Genomic DNA, 20,029 nt, shown 5'->3' on the forward strand with positions numbered 1-20,029 from the left:
AACGCGACTCAGGCTTTCCGGGTATGCAGCGGCAGACGCCGCGAGGATATGAAGCTCGAAGAGCTTTGCGATCTAAAGAGAACGCCATGCGCAACAAGTTCGCCGTCGTCTGGATCTGGCTCTTCCTGCTGCCGCTCGCTTTCGACTTCAAGGCCGCCGAGACAGCCAGCAAGGCCATCCAGATTCTTCTCACCGTGCCTTCCATCGGCGCCGCCATCGCGCTTATGCTGATCGGACCGCGCTTTGCTTATCGCTCGCGGCTGCGCACGGTCATCACGTCGCTCTTCATGCTCACCATGGTCGGCAGTATCGCCACGCAGGTGTTGCAGGGCAACGACTCCGGCAACTACATGCGCGTGATTCTGCCGTTCCTCCTGATGCTGCTCGGCTATTTCGTCGCATGCCGTCCGTGGGACTCTCAGCGTCTCGAACAGATCGAACGCGCAATGTACTGGTCGATGATCGCCTCGCTCGTCTTCAGCTTCGCCTACGGCATGGCAACCGGCGGCGGCCTCGACAGCGTGCGCTTTCGCATCGTCTCCGTGACGTTCCTCTGCTTGCAAGGACTGTTGCTGCATGAGTTCGTCATCGCGCGGCGCGTCACCAAGTTCACCGCGCTGCTGTTTCTCGGCACCGTGGTGATCGAACTGCTCAGCGTGACGCGCAGTCTGCTCGTCGGCACCATCCTGCTGTTCATTTATGCGACCTGGCTTGCCGCGCCGTCCATCCGCCATCTCTTCACGGCCGGCTTGCGCGCGGTCATGATCGCGGCGCTTCTCGGCGCGATGGTGGCCGCGTCTGCCGCGTTCTTCCCGAGTGTTGCCGAGCACTGGGCGCAGCGCATGTCGTTCTCGAAAGACACGGAGTCCGGCCGCGATCCGACCACCATCACGCGCCTTGCCGAGATGAAGGATCAATACGATCAGACGATGGCCTCGCCACTCTCCGTCGCGGTCGGTCTCGGTTACGGTCACGACTATCGCTATTCGCCGACGTATCTGCCGGACCTCGCCGGTCAGATGACCAAGAAGGATTTCTACGCGATCAAGGAATGGGCGGCCGGCCACAACTTCTGGGTCTATCAGTTCTTCGCGGGCGGCATCATGTTCGGTATTGCGTTGCCGATCGCGTTGCTGTGGGCGCTCTATCGCGGCTCCATGGCGTATCGCGCATGGAAGCATCGCGCGCCGGATGTGATGTATCTGCCGGTGCTCGGACGCGCGTTGCTCGTGGTCGCCTCGCTGCCCGCGACGTCGGTGGGCGGCAATCCACTCGGCAACCGTTTCTCGGGCATCGTGTTCGGCGTCGCGCTCGGTCTGCTGGTCGCCGCCTATGCGCGCATCGCTCATGCATTGCGCACGCGTGCGGCTGAGACGGCGGCGCCGCGGCCATCGTTCAGAAGTCCCTTCGGTCCCGTGCATCCCGACATGCAGCCGTTTTTCGAGCCCACGCCCGATGCCTTGCCGACGCACGCATCGCACGCACCGGGCCTCACGCATGGTCATCATGACGACGGCCGGCGCGATTCGCCGCCGGGCGCGAGCACCTTCGCGCCGTCCGCCTGACACGAGCCAGTTCATACGCCATGAAGATTCTGCATCTGCTTTCCACTGTAGATCCACGCGCGGGCGGTCCCATCGAAGGCGTGCTGCAAAGCGGCATCAGCATGCAGACGATGGGCCATGAGATCGAAGTGGTCTCACTCGACGCACCCGATGCACCGTGGCTCGCGAGTTTTCCCCTGCGTCTTCATGCGTTGGGGCCGGCGCGCGGCTTCTACGGACTCACGCCGAAGCTCGTGCCGTGGCTCAAGGAACACGCAACGCGCTTCGATGCCGTGATCGTCAACGGTCTCTGGCAGTATCACGGCTACGGCACGTGGAAGGCTCTGCGCGACAGCAGCGTGCCCTATTACGTGTTTCCGCACGGCATGCTCGATCCGTGGTTCAAGCGCACGTATCCGCTCAAGCATCTGAAGAAAAGCCTCTATTGGCCGTGGGCCGAATATCGCGTCCTGCGCGATGCGCGCCGCGTGCTGTTCACGACGCAGGAAGAGCGACTGCTTGCACGCGAGTCGTTCAAACTGTATCGCGCGAATGAGGAAGTGGTCGCGTTCGGCACGCGTCCGCCGCCCGCCGATTCCACCGCGTTGCGCGAAGCGTTCCTGGCGAAGTTTCCGCAACTCGCGGGCAAGCGCACCATTCTGTTTCTCGGCCGTATTCACGAGAAAAAAGGCTGCGACTTGCTGCTGAAGGCGTTCGCCAACGTGCGCGATATCGACACGAACGCGCATCTCGTGATGGCCGGTCCCGACGACGGCGAGTTCGCCGCGAATCTGCGTACGCTCGCCAAGGAACTCGGCATCGAGACTCGCATGACGTGGACCGGCATGCTAAGTGGTGACTTGAAGTGGGGCGCGTTTCGCACGAGCGATGTCTTCGCGCTGCCTTCGCATCAGGAGAACTTCGGCATTGCGGTTGCGGAAGCGCTGGGTTCGCGCTTGCCGGTGCTGATCTCCGACAAGGTCAACATCTGGCGCGAAGTGAAAGAAGACGGCGCGGGAATCGTGACGACCGATACCGTCGAGGGCGCCGCCGATGCGTTATCGACCTGGCTGCGCATGGATACCGCCAAGGTCGAAGCCATGCGCGAGCAAGCGCTCAAGACCTTCATGCAACGCTTTCATGTCGACGCCATGTCGAAGGATCTCGTCCGCGTGCTGCGCGAAACGGCGGGACCGCGCGGCGGCAGGACCGATGCCTTGCGTTTGAAGCGGCAAGCCGGTTGATGCGTGCTTATTTCGCGACCAGATTGGCCTTCAGGTAATCGACGAAGCCGTTCTGCGTGGCGATGATCTTTTCCGCGCAGCCGTTGTAGTCCGAGCCCACGGTGCGCTCTTCGCCGTACATGTCGCGGCATTGCGCATATAGCACGATGGTTGCGCCACTGCCCTTCGCCGTGCGCGTCGCCGAATAGACCGGCTTGCCTGAGCCTGAAGGCATGTCGGTGTCGATCGCGACATCGTCCGCGCGCAACAGACGTTCCTTCGAACTTTTTTCCACATACGTCTTCGTCAGCTTCCAGGCCGCGTCGCATTGCGCGGCGTCGTTGCATTCGACGGTCGCGTTGCGCTGCGCCTCTTCGAGCGATTGCTCGGTGCGTGTGAAGCGGCCAGCCTTCTGCGCCTCGGTTTCGGAGAACGAGCAGGCTACGAGCAAGAGCTGGGCAAGTGTCAGGGCGATAAGCAGTTTCACGAGCGATATACCTAAAAAAGCCGGGTGTGGACGGCGATTATAGCGATGCCCGCTCGCACGCATCAAAACGAAACGCCGCCGGTCCTCGACGACCGGCGGCGTTTTGCGCTTCAGGTGCTGCTGCCCTGCCTCACGCCTTGCTAAGATCACCCGGCATATGCATGGCCGATGCGGCCATCGGCATTTCCTCGGTGACGATACCCTTGAGCGGCGTGCCGGACGAAGAGACGAGCGTCGCTGCCGGCGTGCTTTCATCGTTCTTCAGCATGCGGCCAAGATGGCTACCGAGACGCAGGGTCATCGCGGCGATCGTGATCGTCGGGAAGTTTGCGCCGACCGTCGGGAACACCGAGCTGCCCGCCACATACAGGTTGCTCATGCCGTGAATCTTCAGATTGCGATCGACCACGCCTTCCTTCTCCGAATCGTGCATGCGCGTCGTGCCCATGTGATGCCACGTGCCTTCGAGCTGCGCGGGCCACGGCTTGCCTTCGAGCGGCTCGTCGAGCTCCACGTCGGCCACGCCGCCGCGCTTCAGTTCCTCGGCAAGAAGCGTCACCGTGCGATCGAAGGTGCGCTTCACGAGCTCGGTCACTTGCCAGTCCACCGACACGCGATTCATTCCGAGCGCGTCTTTCTGCGCCGAGAGCGTCACGCGGCTGTCGCGATTCGGCTCCGCTTCCACGATCGTCTGAATCTTCACTTCGGTGATGAGCGAACGCGGTTGCAACAGACGCGCAAGACCGAAGCACGCGGTATCGACGGGATGCGCCATCATGGTCATGAGGTCGCCCGCCATGCTGTAGCCCGGCTGATCCTTCTTGAGCATGGCCTGTTTCGCGCGGATCAACGCTTCGGAACCCTCGGTGTTCTCACCACGGAACACCGAATAGAACCACGAGCGCGCGTTCAGGAGCTTCTCGCGTTCCAGCACGGACTGCGTGAGCGCGAATTGCGAAGAGATGAACGTACCGTGTGCCGAGACCGCCTTGTTCTGATAGTGATACTTGATGTCGTAGAGCTTGTTGCGCGCCCATTCCTTCTTGAAGTTCACCTTCGCCGACATGATGCGCGGATGGTCCATGAAGTAACGGCCCACCAGATCGTTGCCGTTGCCGAGACCCGCCTTTTGCACCTTGTTCGACGACAACAACAGACGCGCGTTCTCGATACCGCCTGTCGCGAGCACGAAGACCTTCGCGCGAATCGCAAAGCGCCGGCCGCTGATGGTGCCGATATCGATCTTCGTGACGGTGCGTGCGTCGGTGTCGGTGTCGATGTTCATCGCGTTCGCGTACAGCATCACGCGCACGTTCTTCGCATCGAGCAGATGCTTGCGATACACCTTGCCGAAGCGCACCGGCGGGCTGAACTGCGAGATCGTGTCGCGCACCTTGCCCGTCGGGAATGGATGACGCTTGACATCCGAACGATGAATCGCCGCTTCCCAGTAGGCCGGATCGAAATTATTCTCGCCGAGCTGCAGCAGTTGATGCGTGCGCGCATAGTAAGGGCGCAACTCGTCCAGGCTGAAAGGCCAGCCGCTGTCTTTCACCCAGTCGCGCTTTTCGAAATCCCACGGATCGAGCGGACGGCACCAGCCGCCCCAGCAATTGCTGCTGCCGCCGAGAAAGCGGCTGCGGCAACCATCGGCGAACTCGTACGGCACGCCGACGTTCTCGCCGCGATACAGATCGCGCGTTTCGTCGTCCGCTTTGTACCCGCCGCTTTCCAGGAGGCACGCGTCGATGCCCTGCCTTTCGAGTTCGAGCGCCAGCGTGATGCCGGCCACCCCCGCCCCGACGATGCAGACCGTGGTATCGATTACCGCGCCTTGCTCTACGCTTCGGCTGTCAATGAACATGCCCCGTGCTCCTTCTTACTCGTGCTTAAGCGGTGTGCCATGTTGCCGGCAATGCACCGCGCCCCTGACCCGTTGTCCAAACGCCGCATCCGGTTGCGAGGCGTCGCTCGTCTTGGCGACGCATCTTCTTGCCGGATTCGAACGATCCCGACGGCGCCCTGTACGCCATATACGCGCTATTCGCGCTTGTTCGCGTGTGCTGCCGCAGGGCTCCGCATGAGCTTGCAAGTCTCCTTCGCTGTCGGTTCACGAAAGCCCGCCGTGATACGCGGCATCACATGCCCGCATCACGCCGCGCGCGCTTTGTCTCCGTGCCTCAGATGTCTTGTGCTTTCAAAAACGACCGGGCCGCGTCGATCACGAAGCGCGCGACCGCGATAAAACTCATGCAGGGAAGCGTTTTTTGATGAAGCGCACTGGGTTGCCGCCATACACGCCTTCCGCATCGAGCGAACGATGTACGACGGAAAGCGGTGTGACGACTGCCGAGCGCCCGATGGTCACGCCCATCTGCACCACGCATTTCGAAGTGATCCAGACGCCGTCTTCGATCACGATCGGTGCGACCTGCAAGTCCATGTTGCCGCCCACGTCGTGCGAGCCGGTAGTGAGAAACGCGCCCTGCGAGATGCAGACGTTGGAGCCGATGCGAATCGTGGTCTGGTTGTAGATCCAGGCATCGACGCCGAACCAGCAGTTGTCGCCGACCTCGAGATTCCACGGCGCCTTCACGCGAATGGGATGCGGCATGCGGCAGTTGCTGCCGATACGCGCGCCGAATGCGCGTAGAAGCGCCACGCGCACAAACGAGACCGGAATGAGCTTGTTATTGATGAAGCATGCTTCGATGAAGAACCACACGAGCTCGGTCAGAAAGCCGCGCTTCGCAACGAAGTTGCCGGGACCCGCGAGCGACAGGTCGATGACCTTGCCCGACGCCGCCGCGCGCCGTGTGGCAGTCTCGCCAGCGTTGCCATTTCTGGCCGCGCCGATGCCACGCTCTTCGATCGCTCTGTCCATTAGGAACCCCCGCCCCAGTCACTCCGCTTCACTACTCGCCCAGCTGCCCGCATACTGCCGATTCATTGCTATGCAGCGCTTGTCGCACGGTGCCTGTCATCGAGCGCGCTTTTGTTTTCTGGCGACTCGTGTTTGGCCTTGTCCTTAGGTACGCTTCAAGGCGTACTCGTCTTACCTTTTCTGATACGCATGATCGCTTGAGATGCCTTGCATGCCGCCCGCCCGTTGCCAGGGAAAGCATGCCTATGCAGCGCGGCTCAGGCGCATACGGTAGGTTGATTATCGGCGAAGGGTGCACGAGCCCGCGTGCGCTAATACACGAATGGCCGCATCTGCAGGGCTTTTGGCGGTAGTGATCGGTTCCGCGCCATATCCTGTTTTCATGTCCGATTTATTCGTTGCATGCGTTGTATCCGGGTTCACCGAATCGATGCACGAAGCGCACCGAATGAGGTCTTGCGACCAGACAATCACCTGCCGACTTGCGGAAACTTCGCACTACCGTTTTGGAGATTTCGATGAAAAACGCGCTACGTGTAGTGCTATACCCGCTCATCGCCGCGACCGCGTTCGCCGCGGCGCCCTTTGCACATGCAGGCAATTTCGCCGATGCCGCCATGAGCAACGGTCAGGCCGCGGGCGGCGCGGGTGAGATGGACTTGCTCGGAAGTCCATCGACGTATTCGGACCCGTATGGCGCGCCGACCAACGGCAAAGGTGGTAAGCGCGGACCCATCACGAACGGGCAGACCACTGAGGGCATCTCGCCCACCGACAAGTTGCTGGCCCAGCAGAACGGCTATGTCGGCAATCCCGGTGCGGGTGCGCAGTTGCGGGCAACGGGTCGAAGAAACGATGCAGCCACCGCCAAGGCCATGTTGATGCCGCAAGGCGCGGCGGCCACGCTCTATCCCACGCCGGCGGGACTCAAGCCTCCGGCCAATGCCGCGCGCGCCAGAGACATCTACAAGTCGCCCTACTAAAAACACAAGGGTTCGTCTTCGATGAAAGACGAACCCTTGCAAGTCACGTGAAACAGCCGGCGCGATGCTCTGCTATTCGATCTTCTCGACGACAGGCGCACGCTCGATAAACATATCCGTATCCGCCGGCCGCGCAGCCGCTTCCTTGATCCGCACCGGCGCCGCATGCGGAACCGGCTTGCCGATGAGCGATATCAAGCGGTCTTCGAGGCGTGCAAACACGGAAGCCGGCGACAGACGTTCTTGTGCGAAGAGCCGTCCTTGCTCGCCATGCGAAGCCCGCAACTCCGGGTCGCCGATCAGCATTTCTATCGCATCGGTCAGGTCCTTCGCGCTCTCCGGCTTGATCACGACGCCACGTCCATTGACGGCTTCGTAGAGTTCCGTGCCGCCATGCGCCATGGCAATCACGGCGCGTGAACTGGCGAACATGCCGGTGAGCTTCGAAGGCATCACGAGATCGGCGACATCGCCGCGTTGCGGAAGCACGTGGACATCGGCGAGATTGAGCAGTTCGTTCAGACGCTCAACCGGCTGAAGGCACATGAAGCGCGTGTTCTTGAGACCTGCGCAACGCTTCTGCAATTCCGCCTTGGTCGCGCCGTTACCGCAAAACACGAAGACGATGTCATCGCGCAATGCGAGTGCGGCGGCGGCATCGGCCAATACTTCGAGGCCTTGCTTCGCGCCCATGTTGCCCGAATAGAGCACCACGCCCGTATGTTCTCCGATCCCGAGTTCACGACGAAACTCGCTCGGACGATCGAGCGGAAAGATCGCGCCGGTATCGACCCAGTTGGGCAGATGGAACACGCGCGTCAGCTCCACGCCCTTCTTCACCGCGCGATCGACCATCTTGTCGGAAATCGACGAGACCACGTCGAAGTGCTTCATCAGCCAGCGTTCGAAGCCGAGCGCCATGCGGCTGGCGCGCGCGTTCTTGAGCAGGCCGAGATCGAAGGCGGCATCAACCTCGAAATCCTGAATATGCAGCCATGAACGCGCGCCGGTCAGACGTGCCAACGCAAGTGCGCCAGGCGCGTTGGCGAGGCTCGGTGCAATGCTCATCACGATATGCGGACGCCACGCCACATGCGCCGCGAGCGCGGGCATGGACGCCAGCGCGAACGACGCAAGATGCAACATGCGCTTTGCGCCGCTAGGCTTCTTGGGCACCCATAGCGGCGCGCGCCATACACGCACGCCCTTGCGCGACTCGATACGATGAAGCCAGCTTCGATACCCCTCGCCGACCTTCCACTCCGGGTAGTATGGCGGCGCGCAGACGACGCGCACTTCGTGGCCGCCCGCGGCCAGTGCTTCTGCCATCTCTGCCGTGTACTTGCCGGTTCCCGTCAGCTCGGGCGCGTAATTCAGCCCGTAGATCAGTATTCTCATTTGGTCCCTCGCCCGACTAACGCGCCTTTCGCTCCGAACGGCTTTCGCGTCCGGCAAGGCGCCAGCTACCAGGCGCGCAGGACCGCGCGTCTGGCAGCGTCTCTTCACTACCTGTGTGCGTCTTCCTCCATCTACCGTCCCGCTTTTGCCACCCGCTTAGTTGGTCAGCAAGAGCGCGCAGCCTCGCGCGATATTGGCAGCCGCCGTGGGCGGATCGAAGCGCTGAATCACGTCGGTGCAACGGCTCGCCGTGCCCGCCGTATCGGCGAACGCTTCCAGCGACTTGAGCATCGTGCGATGCAAGGCCGCCACATCGCCCGCAGGGAAGGAGTAACCCGATACCCCTTCCACCACGAGTTCCGGCACGCAGCCGCAGCTTTCGCTGACGATGACCGGACAACCATGACTCAATGCTTCGTTCGTGACGAGACCCCACGGTTCACGCCGGCTCGGCAACACCATGCACGTCGCGCTGAAATACTCGCGCGACAGAGGCGCGTCTTGCAGGCTGCCGAGAAACTGCACGGATTCCTCGAGACCAGCCTCTTTCACTTGCTGCTTCAACGCGTCGCCGAGCGGGCCCGTACCCACGATACGCAGTTGGGCATCCGGCACGCTCTTCTTGAGCGTACTGAACGCTTCGACCAGCGTATCGATGCCCTTCTCGGCGGACAGACGTCCGACATAGAGGAACACCGGCTTGTTGCCTTGCCGATGTAGAAGCCGGTCATCACCCACCGTCTTCGGTGAAAACGAACGCGGCAGCGCGGCAGCCTGACAAGGGATGAAAATGTTCTCCTGCTTCGCACCGAGGGACATCAGATACTCACGGCTGCGCGTACCGAAAGCGAAGTAACCATCGCACAGCGCGAAGAACACGCGCTTCGGAATGGAGGTCAACATGCGGCGCGGATTGTCACGTGCAGTTGAATCGCAGAACACGGCGCGGCGCTTTCCGGTGAGGATGCACGCGGCCATCATCGCCCAATATTCCGGACGGTGATACCCCGGCAAAACCACGAGATCGGACTTCGCCTTGAGCACTTCCCAAGTGAGACGCATGGTCATGCGCCAGGTCGGCACGTCTTCATAGCAGCCGCTGTATAGCTTTCTCATCGGGTAGCGGTGGAACGAATAGTCGACATCGGAAAAGCCGATGCGATCGTGCTCCGTATCCGCGATCTGCACCATCGAATAACGAATAGAGCCGGACCCCGAGATGTTATGCAACGCGGACAAAACTTCGCCTTTATGCCGCGACCACACGACGTTATGAAAAATGGTCACTGATGCTGACATTTCTTTTGCGTCCTTTGGAAAGGATTCGATATGTTCGCGGCTGGCTATGCGGCGACCGGCGTTTGCATCGATTCGTCACGCGAGAGGAAGTCCCCGTACGTCGCGCGGATGCCTTCTTCCAGTGCGATCGACGCCTTCCATCCCATGCCTTCGAGCTTTGAAACATCGAGCAGCTTGCGCGGCGTGCCGTCGGGCTTGCTGGCATCGAACTCGAGTTGACCGTCGAAGCCGACCACTCGACAAATCGTATGCGCGAGTTCGCGGATGGTCAGGTCTTCACCTGTCCCGACGTTGAATACGCCTTCGCTGATGTCGCTTTCCATGAGGAAGGTCGCGGCATCGGCGAGATCGTCGACATGCAGGAACTCGCGACGCGGCGTGCCCGATCCCCAGACCGGCAATGTCGCATCCCCTCGTTGCTTCGCTTCGTGCGCCTTGCGAATCAGCGCGGGCAGCACGTGACTGCTCTTCAGGTCGTAGTTGTCGTTCGGGCCGTAGAGATTCGTCGGCATGACCGAGACGAACTTCGTGCCGTACTGACGGTTGTACGCCTCGCACATCTTGAGGCCCGCGATCTTCGCAATCGCATAGGCTTCGTTGGTCGGCTCAAGCGCCGATTGCAGGAGATATTCTTCCTTGATCGGCTGCGGGCAGGCCTTCGGGTAGATGCACGACGAACCGAAGAACACGAGCTTGCTCACGTTCCAGCGGCAGGCCGCGTGGATCACGTTGGTCTGGATCGCTAGGTTCTCGTAGATGAACGAGGCGGGCATCGTCGAATTCGCGAGGATGCCCCCTACGCGCGCCGCCGCGAGAAACACCACGTCGATATGCTCTTCCTCGAAGAACAGGTTCACCGCGCCCTGGTCGGTGAGATCGAGATGCGCCTTCGTGCGCGTCACGATGTTGCGGTAGCCGGCCTTGTTGAGCCGGCGCACCAGCGCCGAGCCCACCATGCCGCGATGTCCCGCCACGAAAATGCGTGCGTGCTTGTCCATGCGCTTTACTCGTGATGTTCCAGGGCCTTGAAACCGGCGAGCGTGACGAGTGCGTCGCGTCGGGCAATCTGATAGTCCGCGCGCACCATCTCCTTGACGAGCGTCTGGAAGGTGGTCTGCGGACGCCAGCCGAGCTTGGCATGCGCCTTCGACGGATCGCCGAGCAGCGTTTCCACTTCGGTCGGACGGAAGTAGCGCGGATCGACACGCACGATCACCTGACCCGGCTTCAGCTTTGTCTCGCGGCCTTCCACTCGATCGACGATACCCACTTCATCCACGCCCTCGCCTTCGAAGCGCACGTGTACGCCGAGTTCGGCCGCTGCCTGTTGCACGAATTCACGCACGCTGTATTGCACGCCCGTTGCAATCACGAAGTCTTCCGGCTGCTCTTGCTGCAGCATCATCCATTGCATCTCGACGTAGTCGCGCGCATGGCCCCAGTCGCGCAGCGCGGACATGTTGCCGAGGTACAGATCGTCTTGCATGCCGACCGCGATACGCGCGATGGCGCGCGTGATCTTGCGCGTGACGAAAGTCTCGCCGCGCACCGGCGATTCGTGGTTGAACAAAATGCCGTTGCATGCATACATGCCATACGCTTCGCGGTAGTTCACCGTGATCCAGTAGGCGTAGAGCTTCGCGACCGCATAGGGGCTGCGCGGATAGAAAGGCGTGGTTTCGCGCTGGGGAATTTCCTGCACGAGACCATAGAGTTCGGAAGTCGATGCCTGATAGAAACGCGTCTTCTTTTCGAGGCCGAGAATGCGGATCGCTTCGAGAATACGCAGCGCCCCGAGACCGTCGGCGTTGGCCGTGTATTCCGGTTCCTCGAACGACACCGCAACGTGGCTTTGTGCCGCGAGGTTATAGATTTCGTCGGGCATCACGCGCTGGATGATGCGCACGAGGCTCGTCGAATCCGTAAGGTCGCCGTGATGCAGAAACAGACGCTGGTCCGGATCGTGCGGATCACGATACAGGTGATCGATGCGGTCAGTGTTGAAAAGCGAACTACGGCGCTTGATGCCGTGCACCTCGTAGCCTTTTTCGAGCAGCAATTCGGCCAGGTACGACCCGTCTTGCCCCGTGATGCCCGTGATCAAAGCGACTTTGCGGTCCATGCTTAACCTCTCGTATGCGGTCTGAGTGTTGGCGCGCCCATGCACATGGTGCGCGCCGGTCATTGTTCTTACAGGCGGCGTCCGGTTTTTATTCTGCGATGCTTTCGTAGCCGTAATAGCCAGCGTAGGTGCTGCCCATCAACATCTTCGATTGCGGTACATCCGTGAGCAGTACGCCCTTCATGTTCACGCCGCCGTGATGCAGGCGCTTCATCGTTTCCCCGATTTCCTGCACCTGATTCTTGCCATGCCGCACGACGAGAAGACTCGTGCCCGCATGCTTGCCGATCACCGTTGCGTCGGTCACCGCCAGCACCGGCGGGGTATCGACGATCACGAGGTCATACAGTTGCTTCAAATGCTCGAGCACTTCGCCCAGGCGATCGCTTGCCAGCAGTTCCGACGGATGCGAAGGCAGCGAGCCCTTGGTGATCAGGTCCACGCCCGGCAGGACATCGTGCAGGATCGCGCTCGTCACGTCCGCGCCCATCAGCACATCCGACAGACCCGGCGAATGACGCACGCCGAAATGCGAGTGAATGTCGCCACGGCGCATGTCGCCGTCGATCAGAAGCACGCGCTTTCTCGTCGATGCAACCAGCGTCGCCAGATTCACCGAGAGGAACGACTTGCCCGCTTCAGGACGCGAACCGGTGAGCATCACCACGTTGTTGCGCGCATCGGCCAGTTGCAGGTTGAGCGACGTGCGCAGGCCGCGAATGCCTTCGACAGCGGCATCTTCCGGCGCTTGCGCGGCAAGCACGTGCAGTCCTTCGCGGCGCATGCCCACCTTGCGTTGCAGACGCAGTTGCTGGGTGCTACGCGGCACGATGGCGAACACACGCACGCCGAGTTGCTTTTCGATCTCTTCCGGACGTTCGACACCGCCGTACAGGGACTTGCGCACGAAGGCGATCAGAATGCCGAGCACGAGGCCGATACCGGCTGCGATCAGGATCACGATCACGCGCTTCGGACGGACAGGATCATCCGGCGCTTGCGCATAGTCGACCACGCGCACGTTGCCGATCTGCCCGGCCTTCGCAATGCGCAGTTGCTGCGCGCTGTTCAGGAGGTTCGTGTAGAGCTCGGTGTTGACACGCACGTCACGCAGATAACGCAGCGCGGTCTGCTCGGTATCCGGCAGCGTCGAGACGTTCTTGCCGAGACGCGTTTGCGCGCCGGTGAGCGAAGCGATCTGCGCATCGAGCGCCTGCACCGACGGATGGTTGGCCGTAAAGCGCAGCGACAGTTCGGCGCGTTGCTGTTGCAGGTCCGTGAGCTTGGTCTTGTTATCGACGATCTGTTGCAGCAGCAGGCGGCTTTCCTCGGAAAGGTCGACCGTGCCTTGCTTGTTGCGGAACGTGTTGTACTTCTGCTCGGCTTCGTCCAGTTGCTTCTTCAGAATGGGCAACTGCTGATCGAGGAACGACAGCGTGTTCTCGGCTTCGGCGGAACGCTTGTTGGCGTCCTGCGCGACGTAGCGATTAGCGATGTTGTTGACGATCTGCGCGATTTCTTTCGGGTTGCCGCCCTCGAGGCTCAAACCGATGATGCCCGATTGCAGCGCCGTTTCCGCCACCGTCAGACGCTTCTGGAGATTGTCGATGGTCGTGAGCGTCGAGAAGCGTTGCAGTTCGAACTGCACGCCTGCCGGGCTTTCGAGCTTGTCCACCTTGAGCTTGACCGGACCGAACGCGGTCACGCCCGCGGCTTCCTGACCGACCTTGCCCGTGAGAATGGAAACGCCGTCCGGATCGTTCAGCACGTAGGTGCCGTTTTCTCCGGCGACCAGCGTGAACTTCTTTTCGTAGAGTTCCTTCGGCGTGTCGAAGAGCGGCACGTCGATCTGTTCATTGCCCCACGCAAAGCGCGAGAGGTAGCCCGAGGGAATGGGCATGTTGAACATGTTGAACACGCTGCCAACCAAACCGCCCACGAAGGGCATGGTGTGCGGAAGCGCGCTGATGTCGAGGTGCAAACGGCGCACCGTGTCGTCGACGACGAGGCGCGAGCGCAGCAGTTCGATCTGCGCGGCCGTGGTCGACTTCGCGTCGAACATCTGCGAGACGGCCTGCAATGCGTTGGGGTTCGCTTGAGCGTTGCCCGCGTTATTCGACTCTTCCACCTGGATCAGCGCGTCGGCCTTGTAGGTCGGCGGCGCGATGAAAGCGTACGCGGCACCCAGTGCGACCACCGCGAGCATCACGGTCATCACGAGCTTCCAGTTGCCCAGTACAGCGGCCAGGTAGTCGGATAATCGCAACTCGTCGCCGGTCGAGACGTCCGAGTATCGTGTATCAAAGTTCATGGCCATGGTCTCGCTCGCTCTTTCTTTAAGTCGCACAAGGTGGACCGGCGCGCCCCTGCGCACCGGTCTTGACGCTTACTTTGTAATCACGGCCGCGGTCAGGCCTGCATTGATCGCCGGCAGCAACAGGTTAAGCACGCGGCTGAAACGGACGAGTCCGTTGTTATCCACGTAGACGACATCCTTCGGTTGCAATTCGAAACTGTTCGCAAGCAGCATGGACACAGGCGAACGCGCGTCCAGCTTGTAGACTTCAGGCGTATCGGTCTGGCCATTGCGGATCACATACAGCTCCTTCGGATCCGAAGTCTCGGCGTTGAAGCTGCCGGCTTGCGAGATCGCGTCGGACAAGGTCAGCTTGCCGTTGCGCATCGGGATCACGGTGGCGGGCTTGGTCACTTCGCCCATCACGTAGACGCCGTTCTCGTCGCGCGAATCGATACGCAGCGCATCGCCCGGCTTGAGCATGATGTCCGACGGGCTGCGGCCCTTCGAGGTCATGCTGGCCATGTTGATGTGATACGTGACGCCATCGCGGATCAGCGTGACGCGGCTCTGGTCCGCCGTCGTCGCGAAACCGCCCGCGCGTCCGATCGCCTCGGTCAACGTCATCGGAATGTCGTTGATCTGTTGCGAGCCGGGCGTACGCACGTCGCCGTCGATATACACCTGCGAAGCGCGGAACGAAGCCACGCGCACCGTCACCTGCGGCTTCACGAAAACCTTCGACAACTCCGAGTACAGCTCGCGCTGCACTTGCGATTCCGTCTTGCCCGCGACGTGCAGCGTGCGGTTCACATACGGGAACTGCAAGTTGCCGTCCGCATCGACGATAAAGCCGGGAGCGGCATCCGCGATACGCGTCTGCTGGGCCGGCTGGCCGAGCGCCGCCACGAGTTCCGGGTGATCCCATACCGTGATCTGCAGCACGTCGCCCACGCCGAGCTTGTACGGCGTCGCCTTGCCGTAGAGGCTCGCATTCGGATCGTCGGTGGCCGACGGTTGCGCGGCCTTCAACTTGCGCACGAGCGAGAGATCGATCGGCGTGATCGGAATGTTGACCGTGGTTGCCGGGTCGCCCTGGTCCGTCGAAGTTTCGACGAGAGCCGCGGGCTTCTCCATCTTCATACCCGGTGCGAGACCGCAGCCTGCCATCACGACGCAAAGCGTGGCTGCCGCCGCAAGGCTGCTGAGCCGGAAGCCCGACGACTTCGACATTTGGATATTGGCGGCCATGGAGATGCTGCCTGGTTGTTGTTGGTTGTGCATGTAGGTCGTCCCCTGCATCAGTAAGCGTTGGTGTGGCGTAGTCCCTTGAAGATCGTAGCGGCGATGATTCTCATATCGAGTCCGAACGACCAATTACCGAGGTAGTACAAGTCATGAGCGACGCGTCCTTCCATTTTTTCGATGCGGTCGGTTTCCCCGCGAAAGCCGTTGACCTGAGCCCAGCCGGTGATGCCCGGCTTGATCCGGTAACGATGGATGTACCCCGACACGACCTTTTGATAAAGGTCGTCATGTTCGAGTGCGTGCGGACGCGGGCCCACGACCGACATGTCGCCGCGCAGAACGTTGAAGAACTGCGGCAGCTCATCGAGGCTGGTACGGCGCAGGAACGCTCCGACACGAGTCACGCGCGGATCATTGCGCGTGGCCTGACGAAGCACTCCGGCCTGTTCCGTGTGCATGCGCATCGAACGGAACTTGTAGATGTTGAAGACGCGGCCATCCGCGCCTTTACGGCGTTGCGTGAAGAGCACCGGACCGCGCGAAGACAGCTTCACGGCGATGGCGCAGGCAATCAGCAAGGGAGCGACGGCGATGATCGCGGCAAGCGCGAAGGCGCGGTCGAAGAGTTCTTTCTGCAGAAGCGCGCTGGGCGACAACGGCGAGGCGACGAGATTGATGGCGGGTTCGCCGAGCAGATCCGTCACACCGCTTTCGAAGAGCGCGAGGCTGCGCACGTCGGGAATGAAACGCACGTTGACGAGGTCGTTGCGGAACTCGTTCACGAAACGAAGGATGGTGCGTTCTTCCGAGAGCGGCAAGGCGAGCCAGACTTCATGCACGTTCTGGGTACGCACGTAGTCGACGAACGCGTCGAAGTCTTCGTACACCGGAACGCGCGTGTTGAGACGGCCCTGACCGGGCGTTGCGTTGAACGCGGCGCTGGCGCGAAAGCCGGCGTCGGTCGTGCGGTCGATCTTTCTAACGATGGAATCGCAATGCTTGCCGCAACCGACGATCGCCACCTGGTGCAGGTTGAGACCGGCGTTGCGTACATTGGCGAGGACCGCATGGGTGAGCAGACGGCCGGCGATCAGAAGCGCGCCGGACATCGCGGTCCAGTAGGCGAACCAGAGGCGCGAGACGTAGTCGAGGCGATGCAGCGAGAACATCAGCGCAAGTGCGCAGCCCTGCACGACGAGCCAGCCCAGTGAGACCTGGCACGCGAGCATGAGCTTGCTACGGCCGCGCCACGATTCGTACACGCCGAAGCCGGGAAACAGCGCGAGCGAGAAAGCCGCCGCAAAGGCGACGAACGCCACCGAATAGGCGTGTGCCTCTATGTACTCGAACCGGATCTGCGACGCCACAGCGGCGCCGCCGACGATCATGGCCACGTCAAAAAGACGCGCCAGCAATCCTTGTAAATCGCGCATGTCATTCCCCCGAACGCAATCGCTTGTTGCCTGACACCACCTGCCTCTTTTGTCCTCCCTTCGCGTAACGGTCTTTATGTCGTTGGTTACCGCTGCAAAGAAGACTGCCTTGTTCGTATGCGCCGTCGATCAGCTGCGGCCATACGTATCGTCGAAGCGCACGATGTCGTCTTCGCCGAGATAACTGCCGGACTGCACTTCGATCATTTCGAGCGGTACCTTGCCCGGGTTTTCCAGACGGTGACGCACGCCGAGCGGAATGAAGGTCGATTCGTTTTCCGAGAGCAGGAACTGCTCTTCGCCACGTGTGACGAGCGCCGTGCCGCTCACGACGATCCAGTGCTCCGCGCGATGGTGATGCATCTGCAACGAGAGCTGTGCGCCCGGCGTCACGACGATGCGCTTCACCTGGAACCGCTCGCCATGTTCGATGGAGTCGTAGAAGCCCCACGGACGGCGCACCTTGCGGTGAGTGTCGGCTTCCGGCGCATGCTGCTCGCGGATACGCGCGACGAGACCCTTGATGTCCTGCACGCGGGAACGGTCGGCCACGAGCACGGCGTCATCCGTTTCCACGACGATGATGTTGGTCGTGCCGACGCAGGCCACGAGACGGCCGCCCTCGGAGCGCGCGTAGCTCGAGGTCGCGCCTTCGAACACCACGCGGCCGCTCGCCACGTTGCCCGAGTCGTCCTTGTCCATCGCGTCCCACACGGCGTCCCACGAACCGAGGTCCGACCAGCCCGCGACGAGCGGCACCACCACGCCTTCGCACGGCGCGCTCGGCGTGCCGATGTGTTCCATGACCGCGTAGTCGATCGAATCGGACGGCGCGCGGCCGAATTGCGCGGCCTGCGGACGGATGAACTTGCCGTCGTCCTTGCCTTCCGAAATCGCGGCGCAGCAGGCCGAGTGCATGTCGATGTTGAGCTTCTCGAGCGCGGCGAGCCAGACACTGGCGCGCACGACGAAGATGCCGCTGTTCCACCAGTACGTGCCCGCGGCGACGTACTGCGCGGCGAGTTCGGCGGCGGGCTTTTCGACGAAGCGGTCGATCTGATGCGCGCCGTCTTCGAGCGCCTGGCCGATACGGATATAACCGAAGCCCGTATCCGGGCGCGTCGGCGGAATACCGAGCGTAGCGATCACGCCGCGCTCAGCGTGTTCGGCGGCAATCGCGATTGCGCGATGCAGCGCCGGCAAGTCGGCGATGGAGTGATCGGCGGGCATCGCCACCATGATCGCGTCCTGACCGCCCTTCACGGCTTGCAGCGCGGCGAGCGTGAGCGCGGGCGCCGTATCGCGGCGTGCCGGTTCGACGATGATGCGTGCGTTCACGCCGCTTTCGCGGGTCTGCTCTTCTGTCGTGAAGCGATGCTCTTCACCGCACACGATGATCGGATCGGCTTCGACCTTGAAGTTGCCGGAGAAGCCCTTGAGGCGTCCGACCGTGGCTTGCAAAAGCGAATCGCGGCCAACGATGCCGATCAGTTGCTTCGGGAATTGCTCGCGGGACATCGGCCACAGGCGCGTGCCCGAGCCGCCGGCGAGAATGACGGGCACCAGGCGCCGGCATGCCTCGGCCGTCGTGGCCGAAGACGCTTCTGCGTTCGCTGCGTTCACCGTCACTTCGCTTTCCGTGCGTGCATCATTGCTCATATCAGGACTCCTGCCTGCAAGTTCGAACGCGCAGCATCTGCCGCCCGAGAATGATTGAGTCCCGGACCAATCTGGTCCGGCCAAATGTTCGACGCTAAACGCCATCCTTGTCCGCTACCCCACAGAAGGCGGGGTCTGTCGAACCGGCGTCCAGTCCGAGTGGATCAACCGTTAGCTTCGCGCCGGCTCTGCATCCGATATTCGGTCGGAGAGATCAGAAGGCGCTTGCGAAAAATCTTGGCGAGCCGGTCGCCGTTGCCCATGCCGCTTCTGCGCGCGATCTTGTCCACCGGCAGTTCCGAGTCGGTGAGCAGCGCGCAGGTCACGGCGAGGCGTGCCTGCAACAGATAATCGGAAGGCGTGATGCCCATCTCGATCTTGAAGCGGCGCAGAAAGTTGCGTTCGCTCATCGCGGCGACCTGAGCCGCATCGACGACGGAGATCGGCCGCTCGCAGTTGTCCTGGAGCCAGCGCGCCGCCGCGCGAATCTTGTCGCCCGCGGATGCCGCGCCGCTGTCGCCCAGGATGGACACGAGCTTGGCGGCGGACCCCGGCATCAGGCGTTCGGCCACGTTGCGCGAGATGTCCAGCCCAAGGTCGCGCTTGACGAGCAGGAGCGCGCCCTTCATCGATTCGTAGCGATCGCCGCCATCGGCGGACGGTTCGTCGCGCACGAGGTGGATCATGCTGTTGCCGTAGCGCGCCTGCGGGTCGTTGAGGCCCGGATGCACGCTGCCGATACCCGCGGCTTCCAGCACCTTGCGGCCTTCGGAGATCGCCTTGACGACGGTGGTCTTCGAATTCACGCGGCGCACCCATTCGATGATGCGGTCGTCGCGGGCCGCTTCATCCGCGCCGCGACCGCCGGCCACGAAGAGCGCATCGAAACCGCCGTAGTGACGAGCATCGAGACCGTCGGTCCAGACGCGCACCGACGACGAGCACGCGACGTTGCCGCCCTCCACCGAGAGAAAGCGCACGTCGTACTTGCAGTCGGCCTTCGCTTTCACCGACGACAGTTCGTTCGCCATGTGAAAAACTTCCGCGACGATTCCCGCGCCGAGGAGCGAAAATCCGTCGAACAGCAAAATCGCGATGCGTTTCACCTCGGTCTGAGACGGTCTCGTCGCGGGCGGCATCCAACCCATCACTGCGGGTTCGAGAGTGGCGTAAGGCATGGTCATCCTCTGCTGCTTTTTTGTTCCAGGAGTACGGCTTGCGTTCTCGGCCATTGCATTGCATCAAGGACTTTCCCGAACTGCGCCGGGTTGTCGTGACCGATGGGAACGAGAGGTTGGCGGAATCGATCCGTTGGTGTGAATAATAAGCAGACAAAGTTTTTTGTGGTGCGGATTTTCGCTCTTAAACCACAAAATCTGTTCGGTTGTGAGGGTGACCGCACATTGATATCTATCCCCAAATTCTTTTAGCGCAATCGTCCAAAGACTGATGA

Annotated in this window: 15 protein-coding genes; 3 read left to right on the forward strand and 12 right to left on the reverse strand. The window is 61.7% G+C overall.

All coding sequences use genetic code 11. The features are described 5' to 3' along the window. Window positions 1–86: 86 nt before the first annotated feature. Together NCR40_RS10330 and NCR40_RS10335 are read left to right on the forward strand one after the other, a co-directional pair. Window positions 87–1,565: an O-antigen ligase family protein gene (locus tag NCR40_RS10330; protein ID WP_250465396.1), complete on the forward strand. Its 1,479-nt coding sequence runs from the start codon at window positions 87–89 to the stop codon at window positions 1,563–1,565. 20 nt (window positions 1,566–1,585) lie between these two features. Beyond that, window positions 1,586–2,788, forward strand: a complete 1,203-nt coding sequence (locus NCR40_RS10335) for a glycosyltransferase (protein ID WP_250509396.1) — start codon at window positions 1,586–1,588, stop codon at window positions 2,786–2,788. Window positions 2,789–2,795: 7 nt separating this feature from the next. Here NCR40_RS10335 and NCR40_RS10340 read toward each other — a convergent pair whose 3' ends face one another. From NCR40_RS10340 to NCR40_RS10350, 3 genes are all read right to left on the reverse strand, one after another. Then, on the reverse strand, window positions 2,796–3,254 hold the full coding sequence (locus NCR40_RS10340) for a hypothetical protein (RefSeq protein ID WP_244826034.1): 459 nt from the start codon (window positions 3,252–3,254) through the stop codon (window positions 2,796–2,798). Between the two features lie 130 nt (window positions 3,255–3,384). Beyond that, window positions 3,385–5,118 (reverse strand): FAD-dependent oxidoreductase, encoded by a 1,734-nt coding sequence (locus tag NCR40_RS10345; protein ID WP_244826035.1) that lies wholly within the window; start codon window positions 5,116–5,118, stop codon window positions 3,385–3,387. A 384-nt stretch (window positions 5,119–5,502) separates the two neighbouring features. Continuing rightward, the gene (locus NCR40_RS10350) at window positions 5,503–6,138 is read right to left on the reverse strand and encodes a DapH/DapD/GlmU-related protein (RefSeq protein WP_250509397.1); all 636 of its coding nucleotides are present in this window, start codon (window positions 6,136–6,138) and stop codon (window positions 5,503–5,505) included. Window positions 6,139–6,656: 518 nt separating this feature from the next. On the opposite strand from NCR40_RS10350, the gene NCR40_RS10355 reads away from it, so the two are divergent. Next, complete coding sequence (locus NCR40_RS10355) at window positions 6,657–7,121, forward strand: hypothetical protein (RefSeq protein WP_250509398.1); 465 nt, start codon at window positions 6,657–6,659, stop codon at window positions 7,119–7,121. A 72-nt stretch (window positions 7,122–7,193) separates the two neighbouring features. On the opposite strand, the gene NCR40_RS10360 is transcribed toward NCR40_RS10355, so the two are convergent. The 9 genes from NCR40_RS10360 to NCR40_RS10400 all read right to left on the reverse strand — a co-directional run bounded on the left by NCR40_RS10360 (window position 7,194) and on the right by NCR40_RS10400 (window position 19,754). After that, window positions 7,194–8,519: a glycosyltransferase WbuB gene (locus NCR40_RS10360; RefSeq protein ID WP_250509399.1), complete on the reverse strand. Its 1,326-nt coding sequence runs from the start codon at window positions 8,517–8,519 to the stop codon at window positions 7,194–7,196. A gap of 156 nt (window positions 8,520–8,675) precedes the next feature. Next, window positions 8,676–9,818 carry a glycosyltransferase family 4 protein gene (locus NCR40_RS10365; protein ID WP_250465405.1) on the reverse strand — a complete coding sequence of 381 codons (1,143 nt, stop codon included), beginning with the start codon at window positions 9,816–9,818 and terminating at the stop codon, window positions 8,676–8,678. 44 nt (window positions 9,819–9,862) lie between these two features. Then, window positions 9,863–10,816, reverse strand: a complete 954-nt coding sequence (locus NCR40_RS10370; protein WP_244826040.1) for a GDP-L-fucose synthase family protein — start codon at window positions 10,814–10,816, stop codon at window positions 9,863–9,865. 5 nt (window positions 10,817–10,821) lie between these two features. Further along, window positions 10,822–11,940 carry a GDP-mannose 4,6-dehydratase gene (gene gmd, locus NCR40_RS10375; protein ID WP_244826041.1) on the reverse strand — a complete coding sequence of 373 codons (1,119 nt, stop codon included), beginning with the start codon at window positions 11,938–11,940 and terminating at the stop codon, window positions 10,822–10,824. 88 nt (window positions 11,941–12,028) lie between these two features. Then, window positions 12,029–14,257, reverse strand: a complete 2,229-nt coding sequence (locus tag NCR40_RS10380) for a polysaccharide biosynthesis tyrosine autokinase (protein WP_250509400.1) — start codon at window positions 14,255–14,257, stop codon at window positions 12,029–12,031. 69 nt (window positions 14,258–14,326) lie between these two features. Beyond that, a complete protein-coding gene (locus tag NCR40_RS10385; RefSeq protein ID WP_244826045.1) occupies window positions 14,327–15,487 on the reverse strand; it encodes a polysaccharide biosynthesis/export family protein in 1,161 nt (386 codons plus the stop codon). Window positions 15,488–15,537: 50 nt separating this feature from the next. Then, on the reverse strand, window positions 15,538–16,917 hold the full coding sequence (locus NCR40_RS10390; protein WP_250465406.1) for an undecaprenyl-phosphate glucose phosphotransferase: 1,380 nt from the start codon (window positions 16,915–16,917) through the stop codon (window positions 15,538–15,540). Window positions 16,918–17,046: 129 nt separating this feature from the next. Beyond that, window positions 17,047–18,576, reverse strand: a complete 1,530-nt coding sequence (locus NCR40_RS10395; RefSeq protein WP_244826048.1) for a mannose-1-phosphate guanylyltransferase/mannose-6-phosphate isomerase — start codon at window positions 18,574–18,576, stop codon at window positions 17,047–17,049. Between the two features lie 164 nt (window positions 18,577–18,740). Then, complete coding sequence (locus NCR40_RS10400) at window positions 18,741–19,754, reverse strand: GlxA family transcriptional regulator (protein ID WP_244826049.1); 1,014 nt, start codon at window positions 19,752–19,754, stop codon at window positions 18,741–18,743. Between the last annotated feature and the right edge of the window lie 275 nt (window positions 19,755–20,029).

The organism is Caballeronia sp. GACF4, from assembly GCF_023631025.1.
Classification (GTDB): Bacteria; Pseudomonadota; Gammaproteobacteria; order Burkholderiales; family Burkholderiaceae; genus Caballeronia.